Source organism: Vibrio sp. H11 (assembly GCF_004804295.1).
GTDB classification, from domain to species: Bacteria; Pseudomonadota; Gammaproteobacteria; order Enterobacterales; family Vibrionaceae; genus Vibrio; species Vibrio ostreae.
On sequence record NZ_SSHN01000001.1, the window covers coordinates 512,594 to 529,879 of the forward strand.

Annotated in this window: 12 protein-coding genes; 3 read left to right on the forward strand and 9 right to left on the reverse strand. The window is 49.2% G+C overall.

Annotated features, from left to right (window positions below; genetic code table 11):
- Positions 1-2: 2 nt before the first annotated feature.
- The 4 genes from E6C74_RS02515 to E6C74_RS02525 all read right to left on the reverse strand — a co-directional run bounded on the left by E6C74_RS02515 (position 3) and on the right by E6C74_RS02525 (position 4,157).
- Positions 3-1,385: a TolC family protein gene (locus E6C74_RS02515; protein WP_136483044.1), complete on the reverse strand. Its 1,383-nt coding sequence runs from the start codon at positions 1,383-1,385 to the stop codon at positions 3-5.
- Between the two features lie 759 nt (positions 1,386-2,144).
- Positions 2,145-3,116 (reverse strand): LysR substrate-binding domain-containing protein, encoded by a 972-nt coding sequence (locus tag E6C74_RS02520; protein WP_136483046.1) that lies wholly within the window; start codon positions 3,114-3,116, stop codon positions 2,145-2,147.
- 214 nt (positions 3,117-3,330) lie between these two features.
- The gene (locus E6C74_RS20955; RefSeq protein WP_168796936.1) at positions 3,331-3,480 is read right to left on the reverse strand and encodes a hypothetical protein; all 150 of its coding nucleotides are present in this window, start codon (positions 3,478-3,480) and stop codon (positions 3,331-3,333) included.
- 464 nt (positions 3,481-3,944) lie between these two features.
- Complete coding sequence (locus tag E6C74_RS02525) at positions 3,945-4,157, reverse strand: cold-shock protein (RefSeq protein ID WP_136483048.1); 213 nt, start codon at positions 4,155-4,157, stop codon at positions 3,945-3,947.
- Positions 4,158-4,644: 487 nt separating this feature from the next.
- On the opposite strand from E6C74_RS02525, the gene E6C74_RS02530 reads away from it, so the two are divergent.
- Positions 4,645-6,168, forward strand: a complete 1,524-nt coding sequence (locus E6C74_RS02530; RefSeq protein ID WP_136483050.1) for a DEAD/DEAH box helicase — start codon at positions 4,645-4,647, stop codon at positions 6,166-6,168.
- Positions 6,169-6,246: 78 nt separating this feature from the next.
- On the opposite strand, the gene E6C74_RS02535 is transcribed toward E6C74_RS02530, so the two are convergent.
- The 3 genes from E6C74_RS02535 to E6C74_RS02545 form a co-directional block, all read right to left on the reverse strand.
- Positions 6,247-8,202 (reverse strand): LTA synthase family protein, encoded by a 1,956-nt coding sequence (locus E6C74_RS02535; RefSeq protein ID WP_136483052.1) that lies wholly within the window; start codon positions 8,200-8,202, stop codon positions 6,247-6,249.
- On the reverse strand, positions 8,190-8,444 hold the full coding sequence (locus E6C74_RS02540) for a diacylglycerol kinase (RefSeq protein ID WP_240798114.1): 255 nt from the start codon (positions 8,442-8,444) through the stop codon (positions 8,190-8,192). Before E6C74_RS02540 ends, E6C74_RS02535 begins: the two co-directional genes overlap by 13 nt.
- A 145-nt stretch (positions 8,445-8,589) precedes the next feature.
- Positions 8,590-10,182 (reverse strand): phosphoethanolamine--lipid A transferase, encoded by a 1,593-nt coding sequence (locus tag E6C74_RS02545; protein WP_136483056.1) that lies wholly within the window; start codon positions 10,180-10,182, stop codon positions 8,590-8,592.
- Between the two features lie 425 nt (positions 10,183-10,607).
- Here E6C74_RS02545 and E6C74_RS02550 point away from each other — a divergent pair, with 425 nt between their 5' ends.
- Both E6C74_RS02550 and E6C74_RS02555 read left to right on the forward strand, forming a co-directional pair.
- Positions 10,608-12,674 (forward strand): bifunctional metallophosphatase/5'-nucleotidase, encoded by a 2,067-nt coding sequence (locus E6C74_RS02550; protein WP_136483058.1) that lies wholly within the window; start codon positions 10,608-10,610, stop codon positions 12,672-12,674.
- Between the two features lie 473 nt (positions 12,675-13,147).
- Positions 13,148-15,316: a sensor domain-containing diguanylate cyclase gene (locus tag E6C74_RS02555; RefSeq protein ID WP_136483060.1), complete on the forward strand. Its 2,169-nt coding sequence runs from the start codon at positions 13,148-13,150 to the stop codon at positions 15,314-15,316.
- A gap of 24 nt (positions 15,317-15,340) precedes the next feature.
- Here E6C74_RS02555 and E6C74_RS02560 read toward each other — a convergent pair whose 3' ends face one another.
- Positions 15,341-16,246 (reverse strand): DMT family transporter, encoded by a 906-nt coding sequence (locus E6C74_RS02560; RefSeq protein WP_136483062.1) that lies wholly within the window; start codon positions 16,244-16,246, stop codon positions 15,341-15,343.
- A gap of 252 nt (positions 16,247-16,498) precedes the next feature.
- Positions 16,499-16,978, reverse strand: a complete 480-nt coding sequence (locus tag E6C74_RS02565; protein ID WP_136483064.1) for an LPXTG cell wall anchor domain-containing protein — start codon at positions 16,976-16,978, stop codon at positions 16,499-16,501.
- Positions 16,979-17,286: the final 308 nt, after the last annotated feature.

The following is a 17,286-nucleotide window of genomic DNA, read 5'->3' on the forward strand; positions in this document are numbered from 1 at the left end:
CGTTATTTACCTTGTTGCTGTTGGGCTGGATTAACGGCCAGTGCTGGCTGCGTGACGTGATACGGGTAGCGACTGAGCAGCTCCGCGAGGTTGTTGTTAACCTGATTCAGGTCGGTCAGCAGGCGCTGATATTCAAGCTGCAGGGCGAGTTCATCATTGCTGGCCATAATCACATCATTAAACTGTGCGGTATTGTTCTGATAGCCGCGCTCGACCGCTTTCACTCGTGCTGTTACCTGAGGTAACAAGGTGGACTGATAACGTTGTAGTCGTTGGGTGAGATTGCCGCGCTCGACGAGAAGCGCATTGACTTTGGCATTCATCTGCATCAACAGGGTGTCTTTTTGTGATTGCGCAGCACCAACCTGATACTGGGCTGCTGACAGGTTACGGTCCTGTCGGTTGCCGGTGAACAGCGGCAAATCCATGGTCAGATACGCGCTGATCAGATCGGACGCGGGTTCACCTCGCATGTCATTGGACTGACGGTACGCATACATCACCTCAACCCCAAACTGCGGTGAATACGCTTCGCGAGCCAGGTCGACCTGAGTACGGCGTGCCTCAATGGCGCTATCAATCAGGCGTATATTAGGGTGGCGACTGAGCTCTGCGTAGTAATGTTGTGACGTGGAAGCGGTCGTCAGCCATTGTTCCAGATAAGACCAGTCGAGCTGGTTACTGGCGTCAAGCTGAGCAGCGTAACGGAGCCAGTCTGCGCCTAACCATTCTGACAACTGTGCGGTCAGTTTTTGTTGCATCTGCTGATTGGCCTGCAGTTTTTCGTCCAGGCGTGACACCTGTAACTGGGCGTTAAGCAGATCCTGTGCTTCGCTTTTACCGATGCCGTAGTTGGTCTGGATAAACCGTTCCATATCGGTCAGTAAATGCCGGTTTTGCTGCATGATGTGATAGGCGGTTTGTTGAAAACCCAGCTCCAGCCAGACGGAGGTCAGGTTATTGATGATGTCCTGTTCTCGGGCCTGAACCCGCACCACCAGTCCTTGTGCCTGCTGGTTTGCTTGCGTTTGCTGCAAAGCGAGCGTATTTCCGCGTTCGAATTGTTGCATGATGCCCAGTGAAATATTGGTCATCGGATCTTGGTCAAACTCGAAACTATCGACTGGTAGACCGGTGACACCTACTCTGAGTTTGGGATCCATCAGGGTAGAGCGCGCGACGCCGGTTTGGCGCATGGCCTCGGCTTCGGTATAAAACTGGCGTCGAATGTTATCGCTGACCAGTGCTGTCTCAATCAGTTGAGTGAGCGTATTGTTTGTCTCTGTGGTGACGGCTGATGATGCTGTCTGCGCAGCGTATACAGGCGTCGTCACCCAGCCACAGGCACCAATGGACAGTGCTAAAAGGCATGGTTTGATATTCATGGGGTAATCCACAACTGGGCGCATCGCTGACGTTAAAGCTCAAGTGGGAGCTGCAGCTATTGCGCACGAATCTTCCTTCGCATCACAGTGCGAAGACCAAAAGGTTCAGTCGAGATTAAGCTATCGGAGGCCGGTAGAGGGTCTGGATTCGGTTAATAATGCTGCCGTTCGCTGTGGTTGGGGCAACCATCATCACGCTGGACAGAGATGAAATAGTGCAGGACCCAGATAAAACAGCAGGTACGTTGGTGCAAGTGGTATCACAACACGTGTGGCCCATATCGATATTGTTCGCACTGTCGCAAGATGCGGAGTGAACGGTATCTGGTTCTGATTGGCTCATGTGTGACACGGTCATGCTGTGATGCTGTGGCATCTCTGGTTCAATTGCATGATGAGCCGGAGGGGGCATTAAGGTCTGACTGCTGCACGAGATCATCATCTCATGTGAGGATTGTAACGGTCGGTGTTGCATTGATGCGTCCATCCCCACTGACGCGGAGACAAAACCAGACACAAGCAGAAATGCCAGTGTCAGTAATGTAATCCAAAGAGTCTGGGTTATGGGTAGCCGCATAATGTCATCAATTAAAGCTATATTAACCTCAGTATAGAGCTTCCCCTAGGGGAAAGGTCAATAAAAAGAGGCAGAAAAATTGTACATCAATAAACAATATATGGCGGATAAGCGGGTAGGCTCACAGGTTAGTGTTAGCTTACAGATAACCTGTGAAATTTGCATGTTATGCGCTAATCAGATTATTGATAAGTCATCAGCTGACGTTCATCAAAATACTGCATCATCGCCTTCTTGGATAAATGAGCGGTATTCTGAATGATGGTCCGGGTCAGATGCGGGGCAAATTTTTCGATAAATTCGTACATGTAATGCTGCAGATAGATATTTTTGTTGTAGCAAATCCAGGCATAACAGTCAGGTATCAGGCCTTCCAGGGATCGTACTGTAATCGAGTCGCTGATTTGGTGCGTCGCTACCGAGGCGATAATGCCCAGGCCGACACCAAGGCTGACATACTCTTTGATGACTTCAGCATCCATGGCGGTTACCACGTAATTTGGCGTCAGACCCGCCTTAGCAAAGGCACTGTCGATAGCACTGCGCCCGGTTGATTTTAGCTCGTAGCTGATCAGTTTCTCGTTGGCCAGTTGTTCCAGCGTGATGTTTTGCTGTTTGGCAAGAGGATGATCGGACGGAATTATCAGTGCCAGAGACCACTTGTAAGCCGGTAAAATAGCCAGGTCAGTCTGCTCGTCAATATCTTGTGCAACGATAGAAAAGTCATAGGGCCCAATCGGCAAGGCATTACCACGAGTTTCTGGTTCTATAGTCCCCATATGCAGCGCGACTTTAGGGTATTTCTTCATAAAGTGCTGCACGGTTTGCGGCAACAGAAATTTGGCAATCGCGTTAGTGGTATAGACGTTAAGGCGCCCCATATCCGGTGAGGTGACACTGGCAGAAAGGGCTTTGATCCGCTCTTCGATTTCCAGCATCTGGCTGGCTTCGTGAATGATCTGCTTGCCTATTTCGGTCGGGCCGGATAAATGTTTGCCCTGACGCTCAAAAATTTGCACGCCAAGTTCGTCTTCTAATAAAGCGACTTGTTTACTGATTCCCGGTTGCGAGGTAAACAGCTTGTCTGAAGTTAGAGAAATATTATAACCATTGCGCTGTATCTCGCGGATATAGCGTAATTGCTGCAGCTTCATTATGTACTCCCGGGCTACAAAACGATGACGTAACGATCACTTGAGCGATATAGGCCTGTATGGAATGCCTCCATCAGGCGCTTAGTATACCTTATTCTCTAGAACTTTGAGTGTATTGAGGTATATCAAGCCGTTACGCAGTAGGCGTTAATGGGCCGCAGTGTAAGACGGGCAGAAAAGCAGAGCAACGATTTTCCCACAATGGCGGGTGGGTTTATATCTCGAATTGCTTGTCAAACTCGCGTTGTTCGAGGATATCCTCGATGCGACGGCGGGTTTGATGCTCACTTAACTTTTTCGGCGTTTCTTCGGTTTCGCTGCTGTCATGTTTACTTGGTGCGGTTTTCTTTGATGGTCGGGCCATACCAATATCCTTTTGGTTACGATAATGTGATGTTAGCTGAAAATTGGACTGAAACTTTGAAAAGTTATCAACACTTTGACAAGCATTGGAGAAATGAGTTTCACTTTTACTCGTTTGTGAACTGCGTTCTCAATTTCAACAGTGCGTCTGTTAGTCAGAACAGAGCGTCTGAGTAGCAAAGTGCAGCGTACGGGGCTGGTTAAGTGAGTACTGAGTAATAAATTAGAAGAGATTGGTAGAGTAGAAATTAGTGAGCTTGATGAGAGGTCGGTTTAGTATTGCTTTTTTGCTGGCGCAACAACTGATACCAGTGGCGTTGCCTGGAAGTTCTTCTGGACATTGATTTCCTGTGATTAAGATAAGCGTAGATCGGATGAAATGCAGTGGAATAAGAGAGAGGGCAGTACGGGACAGAGTCAGGGGATTTTGACGCGGCCTGTCGTCAGGCCACGTCCAAGTAATGCTTACAGCGGAGTTACTTGAGTTGCTTGAGGGCCTTTTTTGCCGTCTTCAACGTTGAAGCTTACTTTCTGACCTTCAGTCAGAGTTTTAAAGCCGTCAGCAACAATTGAGTTGAAGTGAACGAATACGTCACTGCCGCCGTTGTCTTGAGAAATAAAGCCGAAACCTTTAGTTTCGTTGAACCATTTTACTGAACCAGTGATTTTACCAGACATAGATACCTCGGTATTTTAAATTTTTACAATAGATAGTTGACGCTGACTACGAAAGCTATTGATGGCGTATGAAGAAAAGTTGTCGCAGGTGCTTATACGAAGGGTATCGAAAGGTGTCTGAGAAAAAACTTGTACTTGATGTTTCATTAATAGCTCTTCGGTGAGAGCTGTCAGTATTATACATAGAGTGAGAGGAATAACCAGCATTATTTTTCTCTTCTTAAGGTAATTATTAGCAGCATGCGGATATGACCACTCTCTTTATCAATAACAAGACCGCTTTGACCGTGCTATGTCGTTGAGCTGTGGGTATAACGTGTATTCGGCTCGTTGGTTCTTACAGCTTGGTTCCTCAGCCAGTGAGGGGCACGGTTGTTCCGGTCGTGATTAGTTGTTGCGAGCCGGGCATAAAAGATTCAGAATGCCGCACCTTTTGTTGTGATCTGCACAACGCCTGTTTTTTTATTTTAACTATTGAGTATCGACTATGGGTTTTACCTCGTTAGGTTTATCTGCGCCAATTCTGCAAGCCATTCAAGAAAAAGGCTACACGACACCTTCTCCGATCCAGGAGCAGGCGATTCCTGCCGTGTTAACCGGCCAAGATGTAATGGCAGCAGCGCAAACCGGTACAGGTAAAACAGCAGGCTTTACTCTGCCTATTCTGCAACGTTTGTCACAGGGGCCGCGTGTGCGTGGTAACCAAGTGCGAGCGTTGATTCTGACCCCAACCCGTGAACTGGCCGCTCAGGTACAGGAAAGCGTGTTTACTTATAGCCGTCATCTGCCTTTGAGCAGCGCTTGTGTGTTTGGCGGCGTTAAGATTAACCCGCAAATGCTGCGCTTGCGTAAAGGGGTCGATGTGCTGGTGGCGACGCCGGGACGTCTGATGGACTTGTATAACCAGAATGCGGTCAAATTTGATCAGCTTGAAATTCTGGTGTTGGATGAAGCTGACCGTATGCTGGATATGGGCTTTATTCGTGATATTCGTAAAATCATCGATTTGCTGCCGGAAAAACGGCAAAACCTGCTGTTTTCAGCCACTTTCTCGGATGACATTCGTCAGCTGGCTAAAGAGCTGGTGAATCAACCGGTCGAAATTTCGGTCAGCCCGGCGAACTCAACGGCAAAAACGGTTGAGCAGTTTGTTTATCCGGCAGACGTGAAAAAGAAAGCGCCGATGTTGGTCAAACTGATTAAAGAAGGTGACTGGCATCAGGTGCTGGTGTTTACCCGTACTAAACGTGGTGCCAATCGCCTGGCCGCATTCTTAAATGAAGAGGGCATCAAGGCCGCAGCGATTCATGGTAATAAAAGTCAGGGCGCGCGTACGACTGCTCTGGCTGAGTTTAAATCGAATGATCTGCGCGTGTTAGTGGCGACTGATATCGCGGCACGCGGTATTGATATTCCTCAGCTACCTCAGGTGGTGAACTTTGAGCTGCCGAATGTGGCGGAAGATTACGTGCACCGTATCGGTCGTACTGGTCGCGCTGGTGAGGCGGGTAAAGCGATTTCTCTGGTGTGTGCGGTTGAAGCGCCGGACCTGTTTGGGATTGAGCGTTTGATTCAGCAAGTTCTGCCTCGTCTTGAACTGGATGGATTTAAGCCAAGTAATACCGTGCCGGAGTCAAAACTCGATACTCGCCCGATCAAAGCTAAGAAGCCGAAAAAGCCAAAGGTTAGTCAGGCTCAGTCTGGGCAGGGTGAAGCGAAATCAGGTGCACAGCGCCAGCGTCGTAAGCCAGCCAATGCCTCCGCTAATAAAGGGACGGGTAACAGTAACCGTGGCGCAAGCAACAATAGATCGGCTAACACTAGCTCGGGCAGTCATGGCGCGGGTAACAAACCGTCGTCTCAGTCCAATTCGAAGCTGGGTGGTCAGGCGACTGGTGCGAAGCCAGGCAATAAACCACGTAATGGGGCTGGTCAAGCCAATTCAGGCCAGGCTGCCAAACCGAATCGCCGTCGCGCCAGGCCGCGTCAGGATTCAACGCTGCAAGGTTAACCTAAGTAAAAACGCCAGAGTGAACTCTGGCGTTTTTTTTACCGCTAAACGGCGGCCAGTCGCGGCCTGCATAAGCGGTCAGGGTTTATACCAGCCTTTCTGATATGCAACGCTGCCAAAGTTGGCGTAGGCATGTGCTTCTTTAGTCAGGGCGGTATCTGTCTCGGTCGGAGTCAGGTTTTCCCCTTGTAGCAAAAATGTCTGAGGTGCTTTGTCTGGTTGGAAAATAACCGCCTTATCCTGTTTCAGATAAGCAAAGTTTTTATCGTATTGCAGTAAGGCACGTCTCTGATCAGCCGCAACGGGTTTGGTGAAGTCATTACCCAGCATTGGATGTTCGCCGGATGCGCCAATCAGTGACAGCAAGGTCGGCCCCAGATCAATTTGGCTTGCCAGGCGGTCATCCTGCTTAGGTGGGACATCGTTACCGAATATCACTGCCGGGATATGGAAATGACGCACAGGCACCAGGCTGGCACCATACACCCGTGAATCGTGATCAGCGACGACGACAAAAATAGTGTCTTTCCAATAGTTGGAATTCTTGGCTTTTTTGACAAATTCCCCTAGGGCGAAATCGGAATATTTCGCAGCGTTATTGCGCGTTTGTTTCTCGGTATCGTAAGGGGTGATTTTACCGTCCGGATAATCATAGGGAGAATGATTCGATGAAGTAAACACCAGACTGAAGAACGGCTTATTTTCTTTGTATAACTGGCTGAATTCGCGATCAGCCTGGTCGTAGAGATCTTCGTCAGAAGCGCCCCAGGAGCCGGTGAAGTTTACCTTGTCGAAGTCACTGCCCTGGACGATGTCCTGAAAACCATTTCCAAGGAAAAACGTCTTCATATTGTCGAAGTGTGCTTCGCCACCATAGATAAACTGGGTGTGGTAACCCTGTCTGCCTAAGAAATCTGCCAAAGTGAAAAAGTTTTGCTGCGACTTGCCGAGTTTGACGACAGCGCGTGCCGGAGTCGGCGTAAAGCCAGTGACCACAGCTTCGATACCACGCACTGAACGGGTTCCGGTTGCGTATAGGCGGGTGAAGTTCCAGCCTTCATCCATCAGCTTGTCCAGGTTCGGGGTCAGCGGTAGTCCGCCCAGTTTGCCGACATAGCGCGCACCTAAGCTCTCCTGTAGCAGAATCACCAGATTCTTTTTACGTTCTGGGAAGCTGCTGATATGCAGGGTTTTGGTCGGCGCGGTCGTGTCCAGATAGTGTGCATCCGGATTCTGCTGACTGGAACGAATCTCACTAAGCAGAGTCTGTTGGTTCATGGGGCCGTAGAAGTCGGCGCTCGACATCTCCTTTTGCGCCTGTTTCCAGGCAAAAGCAACGGAGTAGGCCGAGTTGAGACTCAGATCATTGAGCAGGTGATCGGTTGAGAATGCTACCAATGCCGGGTTAATCGGACGGTGATCCAGCGTACCGCGGCCTGCTAAAACAAACAGGCAAGCCAAAACCAGTTGCAGCGCAAGCTGGGGGAGCATCGCCCCTGTTATATCAGGATTCCAGATCCGGTTAAATACCTTACTCAGCCCGCTACCGAGCAAAAACAGGACCAGCAAGGTCACTGCAATTTCGGTCTTGTAGCCGGAGGCGAGCATAGAAAATACTTCTTTGGGATAGATCAGGTAGTCAATGAATAAGCGGTTCGGGCGCAGATCATATTCAAGAATGAAGGTCGGGGTAATGAGTTCAAAGAACAACAGTAATAAGGTGCTACCCACCAGGTAGACTTTGAGTGGCAGACGGATAAAGCGTGTTGCACGCAAAGCCGCTGCCAGCAGCATCACAAGCAGAGCCGGCGCGAGCAGATAGCCCAATGTTGAGAGGTCAATGCGCAGGCCACCCAGGAAAATCTGGCCATAGTCACCGGCAGCAAATACTCGCTCACTTTGCCAGATCGACAGCATTAAACGTGACAGGCTAAGCAGAGCCAAATCAATCATAAAGAAGCTCAGCAAAGGCAGTAAAGCCCCCGCTTTAAATCTTGCACGTTCGCCTGAAAGAACGGAAATCAACGTAGCCATAACACGGTTCCCCACACGGCTAAAGAGCACACCATACTGAGCAATACAATCGCCGAGCCGATGTTTTTGGCGACACCAGACAGGGTGTGGTATTCAAGGCCCACCCGGTCGACCACTGCTTCAATGGCGGTATTAACCATCTCTGCAAACAGAACAAACACCATGCTGAGCATCACCAGCAGGGTATGCATGGCCGGCAAATCCAACCAAAACGCAAAATAGGTGAGTGGCGCGAATAACATAAGCTCTTGCTGGAAAGCTGCTTCGTTTTTGCACAACCACTTAAAACCGTTAAAGCTGTGTATGAAAGTATGAGCAACTCTGCTCATACCGGTGCGTTTAATGATAACTTCCTGTTGCATGTTAACGGTGCTCTATAGTTATGGGTCATGAATTTAGTTGGCAGTTCTGGGTAATATCCAGCTCTGGGTTGTGGGCTTGTGATGTCACGCCGTACAACCCCAGCAAACTGTGAAAAAGGTTGTCATGTGAGAGCGAACGGGTCTGCGCTTCCTGTTCAAGGCATTGGGTATTCAGCCCTTTTTGCTGAGCGTACTGATGCGGAATCCACATGAGCCAAGGCACATGGGTCTGCTCTTTAGGGGCAATTGAGTAAGGCGTGCCATGCAGATAGAGGCCGCTTTCACCCAATGATTCGCCGTGATCGGAGATGTAGGTCATCATTACGTTGTAATCGTTAGAGACACTTTTTAGCTCATCAATGACCTGGGCCAGAACATAGTCGGTATAGACCAGGGTATTGTCGTATACATTGACGATTTGCTGGTCGCTGCAGTTTTCGATATCGCTGCGATCACAAGCAGGCTGGAACGGTGCCTGTGCGTCCGGATAGCGCTGCCAATAGGTCGGGCCATGGCTGCCGATGGTATGCAGCACCAGCAGCTTGTCGTGTTGGCCATCATCAATAAATTGTTTGGCATCTTTCATCATTGCCACGTCAAAGCAGGTGGTACCGTTGCAGTCTTGATTTTTCAATGAAGAATTAATGGTGCGGTACGGGAGATTATCTGCCACGCCTTTGTCGCCGCCGTCATTGTCAATCCAAAGTACGTCCACCCCTGCATGCTGAATGACATTCAGGGCATTATCCTGAGCCAGAGCACGTGGTTTGTTATAAGTCTCACGGGTCATATTCGAGAACATACAAGGCACTGAGAGCGCGGTGTAGGTGCCGCAGGATGAGACATCCTGAAAGGCAATCAGACCCATGTCTTTGGTGTAAGGGTTGGTATCGCGTGCATAGCCGTTATAGGCAAAGTTTTGCGCGCGGGCGGTTTCACCCAGCACCACGACCATTAACGTAGGTTTGCCGTTAGGATTGGCCACTACCTTGGCATCTTCGCCTTGGGTTTTATAAACCAGAGTCTGGGTAAAATAGGTTTTTTCCAGATATTTGACCCCGTTGTAAATATGCGCCGGGATGATCATCTTGTTAAGGTAGTGGTTGTTGCGTCCGACTGAGGCGTAATCTTTGTAACTGGTTGCGGCAGTCAGCCCAATTCCAGCCAGAGCAATGACAATAATGCCGACCCGGGACAGCGTTGCTCTCAGTAAGGTGCGCTGCGGTACAATACGGACCATGAACAGCAACAGGGTTGGCAGCAGACCAAAACCGGCCAGATAAGCCAGTGTGGCTCCATTCATGTAGAAGGATATTTCTGAGCTGTTAGTCTCAAACACACTTTCCATCATGGTGGAATCAAACAGCGTGTGGAAGTTAACTTCGGCATATAAAGCGGCTGCTGAAGTCAGCAGCACAAACGCCATAAACGGCTTAAAAATATAGGGCCAGGCGACGAGAGAAAAAATAATGATGAAGGCGCAGGTCAGCAGCAGAGGTGCACTGGCAGCAAACAGCGGATTAGAGACATTGCTGCTCAGGTTGAAAATAGCAGACAGGACCGGATAGTTCATCACGGTGCCAAAATAGACCGCGCACAAAACAATCAGTGTGCTCATGGTCATCGGGATTCGGGGCCAGCTAAAACGGCGCGTATTTGTCATCACAGTCAATCACGGTTATCGGACAGTGTGGTTATGATGCGCAGCAAAACTTAAGAGTTGCTTAAGAGTTGTTAAGAAATATTGAGGCTAGAGAAATTCGTAAACATTGACGTACTGGCCACGGTTGCAACGGTTGAATTCAAACCATTTCTGCTAATTGATGTGATTTTATTATTTTATTTATCAATAGCTTGGGTTGCTACCAACGATGTATGCGATTGCATGCATGGAATTGATGAATGAATAGGATCTTTCTTCCAAATATTACTGCAATTTCATATCACGTTCATGATTCGTTGCCAGTCTTGTGACTTGTTTCATCGTCGGTTTTTCGCGTATGGACACTCAATATCAACGTTAGACAGGTCTCGGAGACATAAATGAAAACCGCTAAGCTTAACAAACGCTTTTGGTCGCACTCTCTTGTGGCAAGTGCAATAGCGCTGGCACTGGTGGGCTGTAATGACAATGACAGCAATGATTCACAAGCCGCGTTTACCCTGCAGCTGCTGCATGTGTCAGATATGGACGGCTCGAATGCATTGGCCCTGGCGAATGCCGGTAATTTTGCCAGCAACGTCAGTTCACTGACCGCGCTCTATCCGCACAACACTTTGTTCCTCAGCTCGGGTGATAACTATATTCCCGGTTCACGCTATCAGGCCGGTGACAATGAGACGATGGCGGCGGTGAATGGGATCGGGGTTCCTGGTGTCGGACGCGCGGATATTGCCATGCTCAATGCCATGGGTCTGCAGGCTTCCGCGGTCGGAAACCATGATCTGGATGGCGGTACCGCTGAGTTCGCTGCTATTATTTCTGCCGAGACGGCCAGCGGCTCTTACAGTATGGATTACCCGGGAGCCCGCTTCCCTTATCTGAGCAGTAACATGATCTTTGCTGATGACGCGAATACCGCGCCGCTGGTGGTGGCTGACGGGCAAGTCGCAGATGATGTTCCCAATAGTCTGACGTCAAGCACGGTGATCACTGTGAATGGTGAACGGATTGCTATCGTGGGCGCAACCACGCCAACCAATGAGGTGATTACCAGTACCGGTGATATCACGGTATTACCCGGGAATGATTCCACAACGGAGCTGGCGGCGTTAATTCAGGAAAAAGTCGATGCCCTGACCGCCAGCGGGATAAACAAAGTCATCGTACTGGCTCACATGCAGACAATGACGCTGGAGCAACAGTTGGCAACACTACTGAAGGATGTCGATATTATCGTCGCCGGTGGCTCCAATACCTTACTGGCTGACAGCAACGACCGTCTCTGGGCCGGTGACAGTGCGATTGGTACCTATCCATTGCTTTACAAAGATGCCGACGGCAAAGATGTTGCTGTAGTGAACGTCGATGGTGACTACAAGTATCTGGGGCGTTTGGTGGTTGGTTTTGATGAAAACGGTGATTTACTGACCGGGACTATCAACGCCGAGGAAAGCGGTGCCTATATCAGTGATGATGCTATGGTGAGTGAGCTGGGCGGCAGTAATAATGCAGAGGTTGATGCGATCGTCACGGCGGTCAACAATGTGATTGTTGCAGATGAAAGTAACATTCTCGGCCATACGACTGTGTATCTGAATGGCCGGCGTGCCGATGTGCGCTCCAATGAAACTAACCTGGGCGATCTGACTGCCGATGCGAACTTGTGGTATGCCAAGTTAGAAGATGCCGGCGTACAGATTTCTATCAAAAATGGCGGCGGGATCCGCGCACCAATCGGTTACTCGGCTTATCCGGCAGGTTCGACCAATGCCGATGACCTGCAGTATTATCCACCTGCTGCTTATCCGGCGGCCGGTAAAGCAGAGGGCGATATTTCGCAGTATGATCTGCAGACTACGTTGGCCTTCAATAACGCCTTGGGTATTCTCGATGTGTCGGCGGCTGAGCTAAAGCAGATCCTCGAGCATACGGTGGCTGATATTGATCCGGATGATCCGACCGGCAACGCGGGTGGCCGTTTCCCGCAGATTGCTGGGATGCGTTTTAGTTTTGATCCGACCCAGCCAGCTTTGGATACCGGGGCCGGGGAGTCAGGCCAGCGCATTACCGAACTGGCGGTCGATACTACTGGCGATGGTGTGTACGATGATGTAGTGGTGTCTGCTGGTGTGATGCAGGGGGACAGCAGCCGCTCATTTAGCGTAGTAACCTTAAGCTATCTTGGTGAGGGGGGCGATGGCTATCCATTCCCTTGTACGCAAGCTGTTGACGGGCAGGGCAACAGCTATTGTCAGAACATGGACTATTTGCAAGATAATATGAGTGCTGATACTGGTTTGGCTGACTTTGCCACTACCGGTACTGAGCAGGATGCATTCGCTGAATATTTACTCACTCATTATCCAGACCGCGCGACCCCATACACCAGCGTGGATGCGGTTGAAGACAGCTCTGTCGTTGATACGAGAATTGTACGCATCAATTAATTCATTTAGCAGATTCCCGATTTTTCACTGGCCACCCATAATTGGTGGCCTTTTTATTTTGTAAAAACAGAGGATTAATGGTGCGGCTTTATTAGCGTGCGACCTGGTTTGATTTTTTGTGTCTCAAAAACACTCTATTTTTAAATAAAGACGGAGTGAATATCAGGGATGTAATATCTTTGGTTGTTGCAGTGCCTAACTGAGGTATGCAACATTTTTGTGAGCAGATAATTGACCTGTTTTTGACAATACAGTTACTATGGAATCTGATGAATACGAAGAATAAGTGGCTGCTATTATTTCCTTCCCACAATGCAATTCATCATGGTTTTATTTTTTAATATTTTGAATCGCTGTCAGGTTAATACCACACTCATTTTGTAACGGGCGACATTTTTTGTCGAATAGGGAAGGCATCTTTGGACCGTCATGAATACGCCGTAAAGTCGATTTTTATCAGGTCCTCCTATCTGTTGATTTTAGGGCTGGTAGTCTGTCTGTTGTGGATCTTGTCCCGACAAGATTTTATGACCTTTCATGCCTTCGTCGAATTATTTACAATTCTGGTTTCCGGCTTAATTGCCCTGGCCGGATTTAAAGCTAAGGCAACCGAAGAAACCCGCTATCTGAGATTGCTGAGTACGGTATTCATGTGTGTGGCCTTTATCGACCTGGCGCACATGCTGACCTATAAAGGGGCCTTTTTGTCCGGTAATCTCGGCCCTAATCCACCGACTCAGTTCTGGACGTTAGGCCGCTTAGTTGAAGCGATTGGCTTGCTGATTGTCTTTGTCTGTCCTTTTCAATGTCGTCATCAAACCGCGTATATTCGCGCTCTGATCGCAGTTTCTGCTGCGGGGATTCTGGCGATTTACCCGCTGATGGTATTTCCCGATACCTTTGTGGAGGGGAGTGGCCTGACGCCATTTAAAATATACAGTGAGTACGTGGTGATTGGTCTGATGGCAGTCGCCTGGCTTGCGGTGTGGTTGAAACGTAAAACCCTGCAATCTGTGTACGTGCCACATCTGATTCTCTTTTTTGCCCTGACCATATTGGCGGAACTCTGTTTTACTCAATACATTTCCGTCTATGGTGACGTGAATGCAATCGGTCATCTGTTTCGCTTTATGGCGACCTATTTTTTATACCGGGGCATTTTTTCGGATAAATACTCGTTACGTCATTCGATTTTCCGAATCAACCCGCTGCACGTCACGATTATTGTCCTCACCTGCATAGTGTGGCTCACCGTCGGTTTTGCTGTGCGTTATGTCGAGCAGGAAAGACAGAAGCAAGACCAGTTGTATCTGTACAAACAGCGTTTACAAGGGTTGGTCATTACTCTGCAAGCCATGTTGGATAACGAGTTACGACTCACTGACAGCCTGGAAGCATTCGTCATAGCACGCCCCGATTTTAGCGCACAAGAGTTTACCCTGTTTGCCGAGCGCGTGCTGGCTAAATCAGACTTTGTCAGCAGTCTGCAGCTGGCGCCTGAGGGAGTCGTAACCTATGTTACGGACCTTGAACGTAATCAGAATGCTATCGGACATAATCTGCTGCAAGATCCAAGACGTAAAGAGGGAGTGATGAAAGCGATTACCACCCGCCGGCCGATTGTAGATGGCCCTCTGCGCTTGATCCAAGGTGGGTATGGTCTGATAGCCCGAGCGCCAATTTATATCTCCAGTGGAGAAGGGCGCCAGAAGCAAACATTCTGGGGATTTGCGACAGTATTAATCGATATGGACGCGTTACTCAGCTCGCCCATACTCAAACGTTTTACTGATGAATTTATATTGTCGATCAGGGCGGTGAATCCGGTCGGGTATCTGGACCAACGCATTCTGGGCGAAGATCCGCCCGGGCAGGCGCCGCTGTTGCAAAATAAGTTGCACCTTAATAACAGCACCTGGACACTCTCTATGTACGGCGGGCGCCAGGGGGGGATGCAACATTCGTCTTTTATTCTCTCTTCCTGGTACTGGACCTATCTGCTGCTTTCAACGGGTTTAATCGCCGTGGCTCTGCTGCGGATACTCGGACATAAAGTCTATGTAGAGAAAGCTGTAATTGATGCCACGGAACACTTGCAGCAGGAAGTCATACGTCGCCAACAAGTGGCTGAGATGGAGCGTCGGTTGGCGACCCGTGATGAATTAACCGGCCTCGCCAACCGGCGTCATTTCTATGAACTGGCGTATGAACATCTTGACGTTGCCCGCCAAAAGGGGCGCAGCTTTACCCTGTACTATATGGATCTTGACGGTTTTAAAACGGTCAATGATACCTATGGTCATAGTATTGGCGATGGCGTATTGAAAATGGTCGGCCAGAGATTGTTCGGCTGCCTGCGATCAAGTGATATTGTTGCCCGGCTTGGTGGGGACGAATTTGTCGCAATCCTGTCTGATTCTGAAGATCATGATTTTCTAAAATCCCAGCAGATTATTGATAGGATCGGCATGCCGATGAAGATTGGTGAGCTGCAAGTATGCATAGGGATCAGTATCGGCGCCGCGGTTTATCCGGATAATGGCACCACGATCGAAGCCATGTTACTCCAGGCCGACCGGGCACTTTATCAGGCCAAAGATCAGGGGAAAAACCGCCTGGTGGTTGCCAGCACGGCTTCCTGAGCGCGGAACAAGTTCAAGGTCGGATTAGCTTCGCAGAATTCCGATGAATATCAGTGCCACTCCGGTCAACTGATACCAATGCAAACTCTCACCCAACAGGCCAATTGAGAGCAGAACACCAAACGCCGGGATGAGATGAATCGACAAACCAGCCTTGGCCGGTCCTAAACGCTCGACGCTGGCGGTATAAAGCAGGTAAGCCAGCACAGAGGGCACGATGCCTACATAGGCCAGAGCCAGCAGAGTGTGACTGTTCCAGATCGGGCTTGCACCTGAATACACTTCGGCAGCGTAAAATGGCATAACCACCAGCAGTCCGACAAACATCTGTACTGACATCAGCCCTAACCGGTTCATTTCTTTTGGCATTCTCTGGATCACCAGGGTATATACAGCCCAGCTGACCATCGCCAGGAAGACCACCAGATCACCATGATTAAAGCTCAGTGAGCGGAGGATCTGCCAGTCGCCACGGGTGAGAATCAGCAGCACTCCGCTAAACGACACTGCCATGCCCAGCCATTGTGAGCGCTTGAGGTGCAGTTTGAAAAACAGTGAACCGAACAGGCTGATGAGTAATGGAATGAAGGAGTTTAGGATCAGGGCGTTGCTGGCGGTTGTCGTTTGCAAGCCCACATAGATCAGTGAGTTAAATGCCGCCACGCCAGTGATCGAAGCGAGCAGGATACGGTAGCGATATTGCCAGTACAGACGACACTCGCGACGTAATATAGCGTAAGTAAATGGCAGCAGCACCAGGCTGGCAATCACCCAGCGATCAAAGGAAAGCGTTAAAGGCGGAATATCACCACGCACAGAGCGTCCGACAATAAAATTACCGGCCCAGAATAGTGGCGGCAGTGCCAATATGCAGAGAGTGGCCCAGAAGTTTCCTGAGCGGCTTTTGAGGCGTTGCACAAGGCTGGTCATACGTATCCTTTCGCTGACATTATGAATGACTGTGTTTCGAAAACGAAGATGTGGATGAGGCGCGCAGAGCGATGATAGACCCAGCGCGGCGATTATAGGATTGAAAGTAAGGCTTGCCAGGCGAAAATGCCACTGTTTATTGGATGCGGAGGTCAAAATGAGAGGTTGTCTGGAGTACAAGGGCTTGTCGTGCTGAAATAAAAACATAGCCCGCGAATGCGGGCTATTAAAACGGGAATCCGTCAGGAGAAATTAAACGCCGGCGCGTTTCAGCAGACCTGCCATCAGAGGAGAGCTGGATTTCACTTGTTTCGATTTATTCTGGAAGTTACGAGCCAGTTGAGTGTCATTGATGTTTTTCGCGATGTAAGCCATGGCGTGATAGAAGTCAGTGCCCGATTTTACTTTTGATTTATCGTTCATCGGCGCCAGCAACTGAACCATCTTAGTGCCGGTCATTTTGTTCTCAATCGCGTAGTTTTGCACTGAGTCCAGCAGCAGATCCAGGTCAGCCATGGATTCTGCGCTCTCTACGCCTTGCTTTTGCATTTCTTTACGGTTGCGTTTGCGCAGTTGTTTGACAACAAAAGCAGGTTGGTTGATTTTTTTGTAACCGAAGTAGCCCGCGGCTAGGACCAGGACGATACCGCCGATGACATAACCCCAGATAGAGGAGCCAGTCGCTTCGGCAACAGGTTGGATAGAGTCAATGCTCGTCGTTAGGTCAGACATAATTATGGATCCTTTGAATGGTGCTTTGTTAATAAAGCTAAAACTAATCTGGCAGGGAATAAGGTGTATTGCGGTGAATCAAGAATTCATTAAAAGCACGTTTCTGCCTCATTCCCCATTTATTGGGCTTTTTATCCCTTAAAGCAAGGGGCGCTGGTCTATCGTTAATAGTTTTGTGTTTAATAAGTCGAGTAGATCACGCGAAGGCCACTATTTGAACATAAAACAGCGCTAATTTCGAACCAAATTTTCAACCGATTTAGCGTGCAACGCAATGAAATCAAGCATTCTGAGCCGATATGATGGTC